The organism is Curtobacterium sp. MCLR17_032, from assembly GCF_003234795.2.
Lineage (GTDB): Bacteria > Actinomycetota > Actinomycetes > Actinomycetales > Microbacteriaceae > Curtobacterium.
In genome coordinates this window covers 662,732-678,803 of sequence record NZ_CP126268.1, presented here as the reverse complement: position 1 = coordinate 678,803, position 16,072 = coordinate 662,732, and the positions used below count along the sequence as shown (strand labels likewise).

11 protein-coding genes are annotated in these 16,072 nt (G+C 73.1%); 4 read left to right on the top strand and 7 right to left on the bottom strand.

The annotated features are described in order from the left end of the window. Window positions 1–20 precede the first annotated feature (20 nt). The 4 genes from DEI97_RS03235 to DEI97_RS03220 all read right to left on the bottom strand — a co-directional run bounded on the left by DEI97_RS03235 (window position 21) and on the right by DEI97_RS03220 (window position 6,289). Entirely contained in the window at window positions 21–3,071 is a 3,051-nt protein-coding gene (locus DEI97_RS03235; protein ID WP_111074933.1) for an AAA family ATPase, read from the bottom strand. After that, window positions 3,071–4,240: an exonuclease SbcCD subunit D gene (locus DEI97_RS03230; protein WP_111074932.1), complete on the bottom strand. Its 1,170-nt coding sequence runs from the start codon at window positions 4,238–4,240 to the stop codon at window positions 3,071–3,073. Before DEI97_RS03230 ends, DEI97_RS03235 begins: the two co-directional genes overlap by 1 nt. Before the next feature lie 63 nt (window positions 4,241–4,303). After that, window positions 4,304–5,596 (bottom strand): S24/S26 family peptidase, encoded by a 1,293-nt coding sequence (locus DEI97_RS03225; protein ID WP_181439247.1) that lies wholly within the window; start codon window positions 5,594–5,596, stop codon window positions 4,304–4,306. A 99-nt stretch (window positions 5,597–5,695) separates the two neighbouring features. Continuing rightward, the gene (locus DEI97_RS03220) at window positions 5,696–6,289 is read right to left on the bottom strand and encodes a hypothetical protein (protein ID WP_111074930.1); all 594 of its coding nucleotides are present in this window, start codon (window positions 6,287–6,289) and stop codon (window positions 5,696–5,698) included. Window positions 6,290–6,548: 259 nt separating this feature from the next. On the opposite strand from DEI97_RS03220, the gene DEI97_RS03215 reads away from it, so the two are divergent. Further along, entirely contained in the window at window positions 6,549–7,079 is a 531-nt protein-coding gene (locus DEI97_RS03215) for a MarR family winged helix-turn-helix transcriptional regulator (protein WP_111074929.1), read from the top strand. A gap of 26 nt (window positions 7,080–7,105) precedes the next feature. Further along, a complete protein-coding gene (locus DEI97_RS03210; protein WP_111074928.1) occupies window positions 7,106–7,615 on the top strand; it encodes a mycothiol transferase in 510 nt (169 codons plus the stop codon). 150 nt (window positions 7,616–7,765) lie between these two features. Here the strand turns inward: DEI97_RS03210 and DEI97_RS03205 are convergent, their stop codons facing one another. Then, the gene (locus tag DEI97_RS03205; protein ID WP_111074927.1) at window positions 7,766–9,940 is read right to left on the bottom strand and encodes a DEAD/DEAH box helicase; all 2,175 of its coding nucleotides are present in this window, start codon (window positions 9,938–9,940) and stop codon (window positions 7,766–7,768) included. Between the two features lie 308 nt (window positions 9,941–10,248). Further along, window positions 10,249–11,103 carry a polyphosphate kinase 2 family protein gene (locus DEI97_RS03200; protein WP_258376707.1) on the bottom strand — a complete coding sequence of 285 codons (855 nt, stop codon included), beginning with the start codon at window positions 11,101–11,103 and terminating at the stop codon, window positions 10,249–10,251. Between the two features lie 66 nt (window positions 11,104–11,169). Here DEI97_RS03200 and DEI97_RS03195 point away from each other — a divergent pair, with 66 nt between their 5' ends. Continuing rightward, on the top strand, window positions 11,170–12,177 hold the full coding sequence (locus tag DEI97_RS03195; RefSeq protein WP_111074925.1) for an alpha/beta hydrolase: 1,008 nt from the start codon (window positions 11,170–11,172) through the stop codon (window positions 12,175–12,177). A 105-nt stretch (window positions 12,178–12,282) separates the two neighbouring features. Continuing rightward, window positions 12,283–12,558 (top strand): hypothetical protein, encoded by a 276-nt coding sequence (locus DEI97_RS03190; protein WP_111074924.1) that lies wholly within the window; start codon window positions 12,283–12,285, stop codon window positions 12,556–12,558. A 19-nt stretch (window positions 12,559–12,577) separates the two neighbouring features. On the opposite strand, the gene DEI97_RS03185 is transcribed toward DEI97_RS03190, so the two are convergent. Beyond that, the gene (locus tag DEI97_RS03185; RefSeq protein ID WP_111074923.1) at window positions 12,578–15,982 is read right to left on the bottom strand and encodes an efflux RND transporter permease subunit; all 3,405 of its coding nucleotides are present in this window, start codon (window positions 15,980–15,982) and stop codon (window positions 12,578–12,580) included. Window positions 15,983–16,072 lie beyond the last annotated feature (90 nt).

Sequence of the window (16,072 nt, the reverse complement as noted above, 5' to 3'; positions counted from 1 at the left end):
GGTCTGACCGCTCCCGGTGCTCAGACCGTCGTCGTCACGCGCGAACCACCCTCGGGGGTCCGGCGCACCGCGATCCGCTCCGGGATCCGCTGCTTGAGTTCCTCGACGTGGCTGACGATGCCGACCTGGCGCCCGCCGGCGGTCAGGCGGGACAGCTGGCCGATGACGTCGTCGAGCGTCTCCGGGTCGAGCGTGCCGAACCCCTCGTCGACGAACAGCGTGCCGAGGGACACCCCGCCGGCCTCGGCCTGCACGACGTCGGCGAGCCCGAGCGCCAGGCAGAGCGAGAACGTGAAGGTCTCGCCGCCCGACAGGCTGCGTGGGTCTCGCGTGCTGTCGGTCAGGTGGTCACGGACGGCCAGTGCGAGGCCGGTCCGACGGGCCCGGGTGCCGGATTCCCGCTCGTCGGACGTCTCGAGGGTGAACCGGCCGGCGAGCATCGCCCGCAGCCGGTCGTTGGCCGCGGCGACGACGTCCTCGAAGCGGCGCATCAGCACGTAGGTGCCGAGGGTGATGCCGGTCGGGTTGACGTTCGTGGCCGCTGCGGCGATGTCGGCGAGGCGGACCACGGCCCGGCTCTCGGCGCTCGTGGTGTCCCGGGCGCGGACGGCCCGAGACAGGTCTGCGGCGCACTTGTCGGCGGCGGCCGCCCGGTCGGCTGCGGCGGCAGCAGCCCGGGTCGCGTCGTCGAGGGCGGCGGCTGCGGCGTCCCGTGCAGCCTGCGCGGCGTCCCGGTCGAGGATGGCTGGCGCGTCGGCAGCGGCTGCTGCGTCTGCATCTGCCGCGGCTGCGACCACCGCGGGTTCGGCGAGCCCCGCCTCCACGACGGCCTGCTCACGGTCGGCCGCCGCGACGAGTGCCCGCAACCGGTCGGCGTCGGCGCGCCGGAGCGCAGCGGTCCGTGCAGCGGTGACGTCCGCGAACCCCTGGGCCTGCAGTGCGGCGTCCACCTCGGCCTTGCGGTCGGCGACGTCCCGCTCGGCGGCGGTCACCCGATCGTCGAGGTCGGCGACGGTGCGGAGGACCGTGACGAGGACGTCGACCCGCGCCACGACCTCGGCGAGGGTGGCAGTCGGCTCGGCGTCGAGGTCCGCCGCGGCCCGGGCCTCGACGCCAGCACCCGCGGTGACGGCGTGCTCGAGCACAGCGCGGACGGTCTCCCGGGCCTCGTCGACCCGGGCTCGGTCCTCGCCCAGGCGGGATCGGTCCCCTTCGATCCGGTCGGCGAGCAGCCGGCTCCGGGTGACCAGCTCGGTGTGGTCGTCCTCGAGCGCACGGGTGGCGAGGTCGTGGGCCTGCAGCCGTCGTCCGTGTTCCTGCACCGCGGCAGCCGCGGCGCGGGCGGCGGCCAGGCGTGCGTCGGCCTCGGCGCGCTGCCGGGCCACCGAGTCGTCGTCGTGCTCCCCGACCGCCTCGCTCAGCCGGACGAGTTCGGCCTGGGCGACGGCGTGGTCGGCCGTCGCGGCGGCGAGGGCCCGCTCGGCGTCGGCGCGTGCCACCGCGGCGGTGTCGATCTGCTCGGCGCTCGGGTGGTCGTCCTGCGGTCGCGCCACGGCGGGGTGCTCGACGGCGCCGCACACCGGGCAGGGGTCACCGGGGACGAGCGCGGCACCGAGCTCACCGGCGAGACCGGCGATGCGTCGGGCGCGCAGGTCGTTCTCGGTGGCGAGGGCGGCGGAGGCGTGGGTGGCGGCCGTCGTCACCGCGGCGGCTCGGTCCGACGTCCGCTCAGCGGCGACCCGACGCGCGGCGAGCAGATCCGCCAGCTCTCGGGCCGTCTCGACCGCGCGTTCGGCAGCGCCGGTGTCGGCGGCGGACTCGGCGGACCGCTCGGCGTCGAGGACGATCGCGGCACGCTCGTCCGGACGCGACGCGAGGGCGGTGGCGGCCTCGGCGAGCCGCGTCTGCGTCCGCTCGAGGTCCACCGTCGCCGACTGCACGGCGGCGGCACGCTGGTCGAGCGACTGCTCGAGGTCGACCAGGTGGCGGACCTCGGACCGGACCGCGGCGAGCCGGTCGGAGGTGTCCCGCGGTGTGTGGTCGGTCACGTCGTGCCGGTCGCGGACGGCCGAGCGTTCCCCGACCAGGGCGGTCAGGCGGTCCTCGGCAGCGGCGGCGCCGTCCGCGACGGCCACGACCACGGCGGCGTGGTCGGCGAGGCCCAGGGCGGTCCGGTGTCCGGCGATCGTCGGAGCGTCCGCCGCCAGGGCGTCCTGCCGGGCGAGCAGTCCGCGTCGCCGGTCGAGGGCGGCCAGCCGGGTGGTCACGTCGTGCAGGTGGGCGACGGCGTGCTCGGCGTCGGCACGTGCCCGGGTACGGGCCTGCTCGAGTGCGGTGGCGCTCCCCCGCAGTCCCGCGACGACGTCCGGCGCGGTCGACTCGTCGGCGTCGTCGTCCCCGGACGCCTGCTGGAAGCGCCCGAGGGCGTCGCGCACCCGGGCGTCCGCGGCCTCGACCTCCGCCACGGCCGTCCGGCGTCGGGCGGCGAGCTCGTCCGCGGTCCGGTCGTAGATCGCGGTGCCGAACAGGGACTGCAGGAGCTTCCGACGGTCCTCGCCCGGAGCGCGGAGGAACCGTTGGAACTCGCCCTGCGGCAGGACCACGGTCTGCAGGAACTGGTCGCGGTTCAGCCCGATGACCCGGGCGATCTCGACGCCGATCTCCGGCGCGCGGTGCGAGATCGGCTCGCCGACCAGGTCGGACGGATCGGCCAGGCGGACCAGCTGCGCCGAGGACTGCTGCCGGATCGTGCCGGTCCCCCGCTGCTTCGGGCGGTCGTACGGCGGGGTGCGGCGGACCCGGTACACGCCGGCGCTCGTCTCGAACACGAGCTCGACGAAGGGCTCGACCGCGGGGTCGGCGTGCTGGCTGTGCAGACGGTCGGTGCTGGCGTCGCTGCCCGCGAGGCCGCCGTACAGGGCGTAGACGACGGCGTCGATGATGGTCGACTTGCCCGATCCGGTCGGTCCCTCGAGCAGGAACACCCCGGAGGCGGCCAGGGACGCGAAGTCGATCGACACCAGGTCCGGGTACGGTCCGACGGCACGGAGTTCCAGGCGGTGCAGGTACATCAGCGTGCTCCCTGCTCGGCCAGGGCGGCGGCCGCGGACTCGTAGGCGTCGCGGAGGATCGCGAGTTCGACGTCGTCCGGGGCACCGCCGGTGGCGTAGGTGACGAAGTCCGCGGCGACCTCCACCGGGTCGCTGGTCGCGCTCACCGCTCGGGCGGCGGAGCGTTCCGGGGCGTCGGCGGGCTCGTGGGTGATGGCGAGCGCGTGCGGGAAGCGGTCCTTCACGCGGGCGTACAACCGCTCGGGGTGCACGGTGTCGGTGACGGCGATCCGGACCCAGGCGTCGACGTGCTCGGCGAACACCCCGGACTCGATCTGCTCGATGCTGCCGCGGACGTCGACGAGGGGTCGGGGCACCGGGGTCGGCAGGAGTTCGACCGTGACTGTGCCGTCTGCCCCCAGGTCGACGAGCGTCACGGACTTGGTGTGGTTCCGCTCCCCGAACGAGAACGCCAGCGGGGAGCCCGCGTACCGGATCCGGTCCCCGGCCCCGACCCGCTGCGGGCCGTGCAGGTGGCCGAGGGCGACGTAGTCGATGCCGTCGAAGGTGGACTCGGCGACGCGGTCGACCCCGCCGACGCGGATGTCCTGCTCGCTGTCGCTGGCCAGGGCGCCGCCGACGAACGCGTGCGCGACGACGACCGAGCGGGTGCCCGGACGGCCCGCGAGGTCGGCGCGGACCCGGTCCATCGCGGCTCCGACGACGGCCTGGTGCGAGCGGGCGAGGGGTTCGTCCGGCACCGGCGCGAGCGCGTACCGGACCATGTCGGGCTGCAGGTAGGGCAGGCCGTACACGGCGACCGGACCGCTCGGGTCACCGGCGTCGACGAGCACCGGTTCCGCCAGCCGGGACGGCTCGGCGAGGATCCGGACGCGGTCGCTCATCACCCCGGCGCCGAACCCGAGCCGGACCGCGGAGTCGTGGTTGCCCGGCGTCACGACGACCGTCGCGGTCTCGGACAGCCGTTCGAGCACGTGCGAGAGCATCCGGACGGCCTCGACCGGCGGGATCGCCCGGTCGTAGACGTCGCCGGCGACGACCACGAGGTCGACCGCGCGTTCGCGGACCACCCGCACGAGGTGGTCGAGGAACACCGCCTGGTGCTCGAGCAGGTCGGCACCGAGCAGCGTGCGTCCGAGGTGCCAGTCGCCCGTGTGCAGGATCCGCATGCGAGCCACGGTAACGGCCCCCGCGGACATCCCGGGACGCCGTGCGGGACCGGTGGAGGACGGTCAGGCGACGCACTCCGCGGCGGCGCCGATGCCGGCGATGGTGAAGGTCCGGACCGTGACCGTGGTCGTGCCCTGAGCGGCGACCGTCCATCCGGCGCCGTAGTCCGCGCGCAGGGTCAGGACGGTGGAGCCCCCGAGCGACAGCCCGCTGCCGCCCGTCAGGGTCAACGACTGCGGTGTCCCCGACGCTGACGCGGTGGTCCCGGTGACGCCGGCCACGGCGGTGGAGCCGCTCATCAGCTCGGTCCGGACCGGGGCATCACCACCGGTCGCGATCCAGGAGACCGTGGCGGTCTTCACGCCCAGGGGCGAGGTGTTCGAGGTGCACTTCAACGACGAGAGGACGGTGGGACGGAGCGTCGCGAGCTGCATGCCCGGGTTGACCGTCCGTGCGGTCCACGGCGCGGCGACCGCGGCCCCCGGCAGGAGCGCCGCGACCACCGCTGCCGTCACGACCACGGCGACGCCTCCGCCCCGGCGGAAGTGTCGCTGTCGCTTCCGCTGCTGCGCCGCGGCCTGCACCCGTGCCGCCCGCCGCCCCCGGGCGGCACCGGAGCCGGCGACGGTCGCGGTCCGGTGGGACTCGCCGGACGGGAGGCCCGTGGCGGCGCGGTGCCGCGCCTCCCGTCCGCCCCGTGCGCGCGTGCCCGGTCCGCCGGCGTCGTCACCAGGCCCTGCGGGTCCACCAGGGCCGTCCGGCCCACCGGGCCCGTCCGGCTCGTCGCTGCCGACGGCCGCTGCCTCGCTGCGTCGCCGGATCCGCCCGTCGGCCCGGCAGAGGGCGAGGAGACCGACGAAGCCGAGGACGACGACCGCGACCCGGGCCCACTCGCCGGTCCGGACCCACACGATCGGCGCGGCCACGTACGGGATCCGGAGGTACCCGACCCCGTGCACGGCCGAGCGGTGCAGGGGGGTCGAGTCGGACTGCGGGTTCGCGTCACCCTTGGTGATGATCGTGCGCTCCGGGCCGTCACTGACGTACCGGTGCATCCGCAGGAGCCCGTCCTGGTCCGGGTCGTCCGCGAGCAGGACACGCCCCGCCTTCACCTGGTCGGACGCGACCGGGCGGGACACCACGACGTCGCCCGGCATCAGCCGCGGTGCCATCGAGCCCGTCATCACGGTGGTCGGGGACCAGCCGATGGCGGCGGGTGCCGCGGCCCAGAGCGCGAGTCCGAGCAGGGTGACGACGACGCCGCGTGCGCAGGTCGCGACGACGACACGGCCCCAGTCGAGGGCGACACGGGCACGGGTCTGCGGGGTGGACCCACCGCTGACTTCGCTGCTCACCATGACTGCCTCCGACCGGGGCCTGTGTGTGGTGCGGGGTCCGACGCCGGGGCGCCGGTCCCCTCAGGAGTTCTGGACCCCTCAGGAGTTCGGGGCCCCTCAGGAGTTCTGGGCCTCCCAGGTGAGCCCGAGCGAAGCGGTGCCGCCCATGACCGAGCTCGGCGCGCTGGTCGGCACCGTGTACGTGATCTTGTAGACCTGCGTGCCGGCACCGTTCGGCGCCCACGAGCCCACCCCGGTCGAGTAGTCGGTCTTCGACGAGCCGAACGACGCGAGGGTGCCGGAGAACACCGTGCCGCCGGTCGTGGCGGCGACGAAGTTGGTGCACGACCCGAAGCCGCCACCGGTGCCCTGCTCGACCGTGAGGTTGATGGAGCCCGACAGCGCGTTGGTCGTCGCCGCACCGGTGCCGTAGAGCTTCACCGCGGACGGCAGCGTCCCGGTGGAGGTGACGGTGATGCAGTTGGAGCCGGTCGACCCGGGCTTCAGCGCGGTCGCGTTGAACAGCGCGGTGTTCGAGTCGTCGTCGGAGAGGGCGACACTGCCCGCGTTCCAGTTGCTCGTCGGGTTGACGGTCGTCGCCGAGAAGGCGGAGTACGAGGCCGTAGAGACGACGGCGCCGGAGGCGATGAGGGCGACCGGGATGGCGATCCAGGCGGCGAGGCGGGCAGCACGAGGCGTGACAGAGGACATGGCGGTGCTCCTGAGGAGAAGTTGTCTGATCGGTGGTCCGGCCGGGCCCGCGGTGGTTGGTCGCGCTACGTGCCGAGGTGGTACGACGGTCAAGTTACTTTGCCGGCGTGCTGCTCACAAGAAAAGAGACACCCCCTCTCCTGGGGGTGGACGGTGCACCGGCCCGAGCGGATGATGACGAGCACGGCGTCCGCCCCTCGGCCCTCCGTCAGCACCCGCACTCGCCCTCGCCCTCGCCCGAGAAGAGCTCCTCCCCCGCATGTCGGAAACCCCCTCGAAGCCCCCGTTCCTCCTCGCCGCCCCGCTCCCCGGTGCGGCCCCCACCTCACCCGTGGTCGCGGCGACCGGGGACGGCGACGACCTCACCGACCTGATGGCAGCGTTCCGTCGCTTCCAGACCCAGAACGCGCGGGTGCTCACCCGCGAGAGCGCCGCCCGGGGACTCAACGCCACCGACACCCGGTTGGTGTTCTTCCTCGAGACGGCCACCGGCGGCGCCACCCCGAAGCAGGCGGGCGAGTACCTCGGGCTCTCGACCGGAGCGACCACCTCGCTCATCGACCGTCTGGAGCGGCACGGACACCTCGAGCGGCGCCCGAACCCCACCGACCGCCGGAGCGTGCTGCTGCACCTCACCCCTTCGGGTGCGGCCGTCGCACAGCAGATCAGCGCGGTCTGGTCGGCTGCGGTCCGCGAGGTCGTCGCCCCGGCCGACCGCGCTCGACTGGCGACGCAGTTCTCGCTGTTCGGCGCGGCACTCGAGCGTCACTCCGGAGCCACCAGCATCTGAACCCGGGCGGGCGTAGCGTCGGGGACATGACCCCCGCCGAACTCCTCGTCGAAGCCTTCTCCCGCGTCCCCGAGACCGTCGGGCGTGCCGTCGACGGCCTGTCGGAGGACCAGCTCGCCTCCCGCCCGGCCGCCGGTGCGAACACGCTCGCCTGGCTCGCCTGGCACATCGCGCGCGGGCAGGACTCCCAGATCGCCGCCCTCGCCGACTCCGAGCAGGTGTGGACGGCCGACGGCTGGGTCGAGCGGTTCGGCCTGCCGTTCCCGGCCGAGGCGCTCGGGTACGGCATGTCCCGAGACGACGTCGGTCGGGTGCGGGCGTCCGCGGAGCTTCTGAACGGCTACCTCGGCGCGGTGCACGAGCGCACGGTCGCCTACCTGCGGACCCTGTCGGCAGACGACTTCGAGACGGTCGTCGACGAGGCCTGGGACCCGCCCGTGACCGTCGGCGTCCGCCTCGTCAGCATCCTCGACGACTGCGTCCAGCACGCCGGACAGGCCGGCTACGCGCGCGGGGTGCTGTTCTTCAACCGCTGACGCTGGTCGCTCGACGCGACGGACGACGGACGGGAGGTGGGCCCCACCCGCCGGTACCGGCGTGACGCGCCAGCGGCACGACGGCCGTGACGGGAGGGACGGTACCAGCTGGTACCGGGCCTCCCGTCCGTCACGTGGTGCGTCCGCGGGTCAGCGCGCGGCGAGCTCCGCGAGGATGCGATCGCCGGGACCGCTCTCGACGAGGTCCGCCTCGATCTCGGCGTGCTCGAGGATGCCCTCGATCTTCCGGCGACGGCTGCGCGGGACGATCGTGACGACCGTGCCCTCCTTGCCGGCACGACCGGTGCGGCCGGAGCGGTGCATGTACGCCTTGTAGTCGTCCGGCGCGTCGGCCTGCACGACCAGCGAGATGTCGTCGACGTGGATGCCGCGCGCGGCGACGTCCGTGGCGACGAGCACGTTCACCCGGCCGCTGGTGAGCAGCGACAGGTTGCGCGTGCGGCGCGACTGGTTGAGGTCGCCGTGCAGCGAGGTCGCGCGGATGCCGGCGTCCTCGAACTGCTCGGCGAGCCGCTCGGCGTAGGCGCGGGTGCGGGCGAAGACGATGGTCTTGCCCTCGCCGGCGACGAGCTCCTCGAGGACCCGGTCCTTGTCGCGCTGCTCGACCACGAGCACGCGGTGGTCGATGGTCGAGGACGCCTGGTCCTCACCCGCGACCTCGTGCACGCTCGGCTCTTGCAGGAACTGCTCGACGAGCGCCGCGACCTGGGTGTCGAGGGTGGCGCTGAACAGCAGCTTCTGCGCGCGGTTGCCCTGCGGGGTGACCTCGGCGGTGGCGCGGAGGATCTCCTGCACCGGCTCGAGGAACCCGAGGTCGCACATGTGGTCGGCCTCGTCGAGGACGGAGATGACGACCTCGCTGAGGTCGAGCTTCCCCTTGTTCAGGAGGTCCTGCACGCGACCCGGGGTGCCGACGATGATGTCGACGCCGCGCTCGAGCGCACCCTCCTGACGGCCGTACGGGACACCGCCGTAGATCTGCGTCGTGAAGAGCCCCACCGAGCGGGCGATCGGCTGCACCGTGCGGTCGATCTGCAGGGCGAGCTCGCGGGTCGGCGCGAGGATGAGCGCACGCGGGGCGCGGCCCATCTTGCGCTTCGTGCCGCCGCCGTGCTCCATGAGCTTCTCGACGAGCGGGGCGCCGAACGCGATGGTCTTGCCGGAGCCCGTGCGGCCGCGGCCGAGGACGTCCTTGCCGGCGAGCACGTCGGGGATCGTCGCGGCCTGGATCGGGAACGGGCTCGCTGCGCCGAGCTCGGCGAGGGCGCGGGAGATGTTGCCGCCGATGCCGAGGTCGCCGAAGGTCACACCGTCGACGTCGGCGGCGATGGTCGCCTCGGCCTGCAGCTTCTCGAGCTTGACGTCGTCCGCGGGGACGAACGGGGTGCGCTCGGTGGGGCGGTCGGTGCGGTCGAAGCTGCGGGGAGCGCGGTCGTCACGGTCGAAACGACGCGGGCGGTCGTCGTTGTCACGACGGGGAGCGCGGTCGTTGCGGTCGAAGCTGCGCGGAGCGCGCTCGTCCCGGTCGAAGCGACGCGGGCGGTCGTCGTTGTCACGACGGGGCGCGCGGTCGTTGCGGTCGTTGCGGTCGAAGCTGCGCGGAGCGCGCTCGTCCCGGTCGAAACGACGCGGGCGGTCGTCGTTGTCACGACGGGGCGCGCGGTCGGAGCGGTCGAAGCTGCGCGGGGCGCGGTCGTCCCGGTCGAAGCGACGCGGGCGGTCGTCGTTGTCACGACGGGGCGCGCGGTCGTTGCGGTCGAAGCTGCGGGGAGCGCGGTCGTCACGGTCGAAACGACGCGGGCGGTCGTCGTTGTCACGACGGGGAGCGCGGTCGTTGCGGTCGTTGCGGTCGAAGCTGCGCGGGGCACGGTCGTCACGGTTGAACGAGCGCGGGGCGTCGTTGTCCCGACGGGGCGCGCGGTCGTTGCGGTCGAAGCTGCGCGGGGCACGGTCGCCGGAGTCGCGGCGGGGTGCGCGGTCGTCGTCCCGACGGGGGCCGCGGTCGTTGCGGTCGAAGCTGCGCGGGGCGCGGTCGTCACCGCGTGCGGGCCGACCCGCACCGCGGGGCTCCCACGCCGGACGGCTGCCGCGGCTGTCGCGGGGCTCCCAGTTCGGGCGCTCGCCCGACGACGGACGGGAGCGCCGCTCTTCGGCGTCCCAGCGCTGCTTCTGGCGCGGGGCGGTGGGCTCAGGGGCTCGGAAGCCGCGGTGCTTGGCACTGCGAGCGGCGGGGGTGCCGTTCGGGTGACGAGCACGGTCGGAGCGGTCGGCGCGCGAGTTCGCGCCCTTGTCGTACGGGGCCATGGGTTCTTTCCGGGGTGCAGACGTACCACGCGGCCCGGCAGCGACATCGGCGGGGGCGGTTCGTGGAGAGGGGGTTCATCGCGTCGTCGATCGACGTGATTCCAGCCCTCGAACTACACAACACCCAAACACGTCCGCGACTCGCGAGCCACGGTGTCGAAGGCCGACCGAGCGAGTCTACGCGACAGTGTGCACGAAGGCCAGCCCCGTCGGTGGACGCGGGCCAGCCCCGTCGAGGACGGCGGCGCCGTGACGAGGGTGCGCCGGGCCTCCAGTCCGGATCGCCGCGGGCCCGGACCCGCAGCCGGTCAGGACGCGGCGAGCCGCTGTCGTTGCTCGGCCACGTCGAAGTCAGCGGCCGGCCACGAGAGGTGCATGTCCTCCAGGGCGCGGAGCAGGAGCTGCTGCACGGCGAGGCGGGCGTACCACTTGCGGTTCGCCGGCACGACGTACCAGGGCGCCTGCTCGGTCGACGTGCGGTCGAACGCCACCTGGTACGCCTGCTGGTACTCGTCCCAGCGCAGACGCTCGTCGATGTCCGCGGGGTTGAACTTCCAGTGCTTGTCCGGCCGGTCCAGCCGGTCACCGAGCCGTTCGCGCTGCTCGTCCTTCGAGATGTGCAGCATCACCTTGACGATCGTGGTGCCCTGCTCGGCCAAGCGCGACTCGAAGTCGACGATCGCGCCGTAGCGCCGCTCGATCTCGGCCGGTTCCGCCAGCCCACGGACGCGCTGGATCAGGACGTCCTCGTAGTGGGACCGGTCGAACACCCCGAGCTGTCCGGCATCCGGTAGCTGTCGTTCGACGCGCCAGAGGAAGTCGTGCTCGCGCTCCTCGGCCGTCGGGGCCTTGAAGCCGGCGTAGTGGACGCCGTTCGGGTCGACAGCGCCGACGACGTGCGAGACGATTCCACCCTTGCCCGCGGTGTCCATCGCCTGCAGGACGAGCAGCACGCGCCGCTGGTCGCCCGCGGTCGCCGCCGCCCAGAGACGCTCCTGCAGGGCAGTGAGCCGGGAGGCACCGGCGGCCAGCGCCTCGAGCCCGTCGATCTTCCGGCCGGGGAACCCCGGCGTGCCGTCGGGGTCGACGGTGTCGAGTCGGAACCCGGGACCGACGCGGAGGAGCGGTTCCGGATCGGCGTTCCAGGACTTCTGACGGCTCACGGGATCCTCCTGCGGGTGGGACCACCATCCTGGCACCCGCGGCCACCCCATGTAGCGTGGCTGGCGATGAAGTCCGGCCGTCGTCTCCTGCTCGCGCTCGTCGCCGCGGTCGCGATCGTCGGCGCCGCCGCGTCCTGCAGCGCCGACGGCACGGGCGACCGGAACTCGACGGTCACCGCCGGACCGGTCATCTACCCGCTGTCGCTGCGGTACCACGGCATCGACGTCGTCCAGGACGTCCCCTACGGGCGGGATCCGCTGCAGCAGCTCGACGTGTGCCTGCCGGCCGACAGCCCGCCGGAGAGCACCGCCACTCCGACGGCGACGCCGACGGCCGCGCCGACGGAGGCCCCCGACCGGGTCGAGGTCGGCTCCCGTCCGGCGGTGATGATGATCCACGGCGGCAGCTGGTCGCACGGCGACAAGGCGACTGCCGCGTACCGGTCGGTGTGCCAGTACCTCGCCTCCGAGGGCTTCGTGACCTTCAACGTCGACTACCGCCTGGCACCGACCGACCCCTTCCCCGCCGGACTGGACGACGTCCGCCGTGCCCTGGACTTCGTCTTCCGGCAGTCCACGCTGCAGACGTACGACGTCGACCCGGGACGCGTGGGCGTGTTCGGCGGCAGCGCGGGAGGCAACCTCGCGGCGATGCTCGCGGTGCAGGACCACGAGTCGACCGCGTACGCCGACGGCTTCCGGATCCGGGCGGTCGTCGACCTCAGCGGCCCGACTGATCTGACGGCCCGTTCGACCGGGTCGGACGGTGTCGCGGCGGCGTTCCAGCGGAAGCAGCTGCTCTACCTCGGTTGTGCGTCCTACCGCGCCTGCCCGGCCGCCGAGCGGGCGTCGCCGGAGTACCACGTGACGAAGGCCACGGCGCCGTTCTTCATCGGGCACTCGACCGACGAGTTCATCCCGCTGTGGGAGTCACAGCGGTTCGCCTCGACGCTGCGCTCGCACGGGGTGCCGGTGACGTTCGTGGCGGTGCAGGGCTCGGCGCACTCGATCGCGCAGCTCGACCAGGCGATGAGTCGACGGGTGACCGACTTCCTCCGCGCCGGCCTGCGCTGACTCCCCCGGCCTGCGTTGACTCCCCCGGTCTGCGCTGACGCCCCCGGGTGGGTGGCCCCCGGAACGGGACTGCCGGCGGACCGGCCGGGTCGCCAGACTTCCGGGGTGACCTCCACGCCCTCCGCCCCGATGCCCGCTGCCCAGACGCCGGTCCCCCGCGCACCGCGCCCGTTCACCGCTCCCCTGACCGGTGTCCGGACCTCGGTGGAGCTGCTGCTCGGGCTGTCGTTCCTGGTCGCCGTGTCCTTCGGCGGCTACGGGGCCGCCGTCGGGCAGGTGTCCGTCGTCGCGCAGCTCGGAGCGCTCGTGTTCCTCGTCACCCTGACGTGCGCGGTCGTGTCGTGGTTCCGTCCGGCGGACCGGGAGCCCAGCGACCGCTGAGCCCCCGACCGGCGGGCGGCTACGACTGCGTCCGGTTCCGACGGAAGAGCGACCGGAAGAACTTCCTCCGTGGCAGCCCCGCTGCCTTCCGCTCGGCCCGACGCTCGCGCGCACCCTCGACCAGGGCGTAGAGCGCCGGCAGCACCACGAGCGTCAGCAGCGTCGACGACACCAGACCGCCGATCACGACGAGGGCGAGCGGCTGCGAGATGAAGCCGGACTTGCCGGTCAGCCCGATCGCCATCGGCAGCAGCGCGAAGATCGTCGCGGTCGCCGTCATGAGGATCGGCCGGAGACGACGGGCCGCACCCTCGAGCAGGGCGTCGCGGACCCGGAGCCCTCGTCTGCGGTACTGGTTGACGAGGTCGATGAGCACGATGGCGTTCGTCACGACGATGCCGATCAGCATCAGCAGGCCGATCAGCGACGCGACACCGAGCGGCACCCCGGAGATGATCTGCAGCAGCAGTGCGCCCGTGAAGGCGAACGGCACCGACACGAGCAGCATCAGCGGCTGGAGCAGGCTGCGGAACGTCGCGACCATGATCACGTAGACGATCAGGACGGCGACGACGAGTGCCAGGCCGAGCTGCGAGAACGCGGACGACTGGCTGGCGGCGACACCACCGATCGACGCGGTCGCGCCGCGGGGCAGGTCGAGCTGGTCGACGGCCTTGGTGACGGACTGCACCGCGGCACCGAGGTTCGACGCGTCCGGCGTCACGGTGATCGTGGCCGTGCGGGCCGCGTTCGTCGTGGTGACGGTGGTCGGTCCCTCGGACTTCTCGACGGTCGCGACGTCCGTCAGCTTGACGGTGCCGGTGCTCGTCGGGACGTCGAGGTCACGGAGGGCCGCGATCGTGGTCGGCGGCTCGGCGTCGGCGATGTAGACGTCGAGCGTCGCGTCGTCGATCTCGATGCTGCCGGTGTCCCGCGGCGAGACCGCTGCGGCGACGAGGCCGCCGACCTGGGTCTCGGTGAGCCCCAGGGACGCGGCCTTCGCACGGTCGACGCGGACGGCCAGGAACGGCTCCGCCGCCGACAGGTTGCTCGTCGCGGCCGTCGTGTCCTTGACCGACTGCATGGTCTTCAAGACCTTCTGCGACGCGGTCTCGAGCTGTGACTGGGTCGGGGCGGTGACGTCGACCTCGATGTCGCTGCTGCCGCCGAAGCCCCCGCCCGAGGAGGCGATGGTGATCTCACCCACGCCGTCGATCCGCTTCAGCGACTTCCGGGCGTCGGCCTGGATCGTCGTCTGGTCGGCGTCGGCGTCGGTCGTGACGGCGTACTGCACCGAGGCCGTCCCGCCCCCGCCGAACGCCGCCTGGATGGACTGGCCGCTCGTGCCGATGGTGGTCTGCACGGTGTCGACGCCCGCGACGTCCTGCAGCGCCCGCTCGACCTTGCGTGCGGAGTCGGACTGCACGGCGAGACTCGAGCCGGCCTTCAGGTCCTGCGTGACGGTGAACGTGTTCTGCCCGGAGTCGCCGAGGTAGTTCGTCGTGACGAACGGCAGCGAGGCGACCGTGCCGCCGAGGACGACCACGGCGAGCAGCACGACGACCACGGGCTTGCGGACGGCCCAGCGGAGCACCGGCAGGTACACGCGACGCAACCGGTCCGAGGTACCGGCGTCGTGCAGGTCGTCGGCCGAGGCGAGCGCGCCCTCTGAGCCCGGACGGATGGTGTCGAGGTCGGCAGCGGCTGCATCGGCAGCGGCTGGGTCGGTCTCCGCCGCCGAGGCCACTGCCTCGCCCTGCTTCGCCTTCGCGGGCCGGAGCCACCAGTACGCCAGCACCGGGACGATCGTCAGCGACACGAGCAGCGAGGCGATGAGCGCCAGGGTGACGGTCACCGCGAACGGCCGGAAGAGCTCGCCGACCAGTTCGGCGACGAAGGCGACCGGCAGGAAGACCGCGACGGTGGTCAGGGTCGAAGCGGTGACGGCACCGGCGACCTCACGCACGGCGTCGAGGACCGCCCGGCCGCGGTCGACGCCCGGCACCATGTGCCGCTTGATGTTCTCGATGACGACGATGGAGTCGTCGACCACGCGACCGATCGCGATGGTCAGTGCCGCCAGCGTGATGATGTTGAGCGTGTACCCCGCGGCGCGCATCCCGATCGCGGCGAGGAGGACCGAGGTCGGGATCGAGATCGCGGTGACCAGGGTGGAGCGCCACGAGAGCAGGAACACCAGGATCACGATGACCGCGAACCCGAGGCCGAGCAGGCCTTCTTCGGCGAGGGAGTCGATCGACTGCTGGATGTAGGGCGCCTGGTCGAAGACGACGGTGAACCGCGGGTCGCCGTCGATCTTCTTCTCGATGCCGGGCAGGGCGTCCCGCACGGTCTTCGAGACGTCGACGGTGTTGGCTTCCTGCGTCTTCGTGATCGAGATCGTCAGCGCCTGCTGGCCGTTCACGCGGCTGATCGAGGTGCGCGGGGACTCCTTGATCGCGACGGTGGCGACGTCGCCGAGCGTGGTGTCGGTGGGGGTGGCCGCGGTGGTCGCGCCGCCGGTCGCCGTGCCGTCGGTCGGGGCGGTCGTGGTCGTGCCACCCGTCGCCGTCGCACCGGTCGCGCCGGGGGCAGCCGCACCGGCACCGGTGGCGGGACCGCCCGTGGCACCGCCGCCGGACGTCGAGCCCGAGGAGCCGGACCCCGACGACGAGCTCGACCCCGACGATGAGCTCGTGAGGGGCAGGTCACGGATGTCCTTGAGCGACGCGATCCGCTCACCGGTCTGCACGGACAGGGTCGAGCCGTCCTCGGTCAGCGTGCCGCCGGGGATCAGCGTGCCGTTGTCGTCGAGTGCGTCGGAGATGGCCGTCTGGCTGAGCCCACGTGCGGCGAGCTCGTCCTGGTTCGGCGTGATGACGACGCGTCGGCCGGGGTTGCCGAAGACGTCGGCCTGGCGCACGCCGTCGAGCTTCTCGAGGTCGGGGATCGCCGAGGCCTGCAGCCGGTCGACGAGCTGCTCCTGGTTGCCGGAGGCCGACACCGCGACCTGCAGCACCGGCAGGTCGTCGAACGACCCGGTGACGATCTGGGTCTGCACGGAGTCGGGCAGCGACAGGGCGTTGACCGCGGTCTGGATCTTGTCCTCGGCGCTGGCCAGGTTCGAGCCGTACTGGAACGAGGCCGACACCACGCTCTGCCCGGTGGACGAGGTCGCACTGGTCGACTCGAGGTCCGGCACGACCTGGATCGCCTGTTCGATCTTGGTCGAGACGTCGTTCGACACCACCTCTGGCGTGGCTCCGGGGTAGGCGCTGACGATGGCGACCTGCGGGAACTCGACGCTGGGGATGAGTTCCTGCTTCAGGCTCGACAGGGCGACGCCACCGAAGACGGCGACCACGATCGTCACGAGGGCGATGAGGGCGCGGTTCCGGAGACTGAAGACGGAGAGGAGGTGCACGTCTCGATCCTCGCAGCCGCAGAGCCCGCGCGCGCCTCGCCGGTGCACTCTGTGGACGAACGTGCAGTTTCGGCAGGCCGTGCAGGAGCG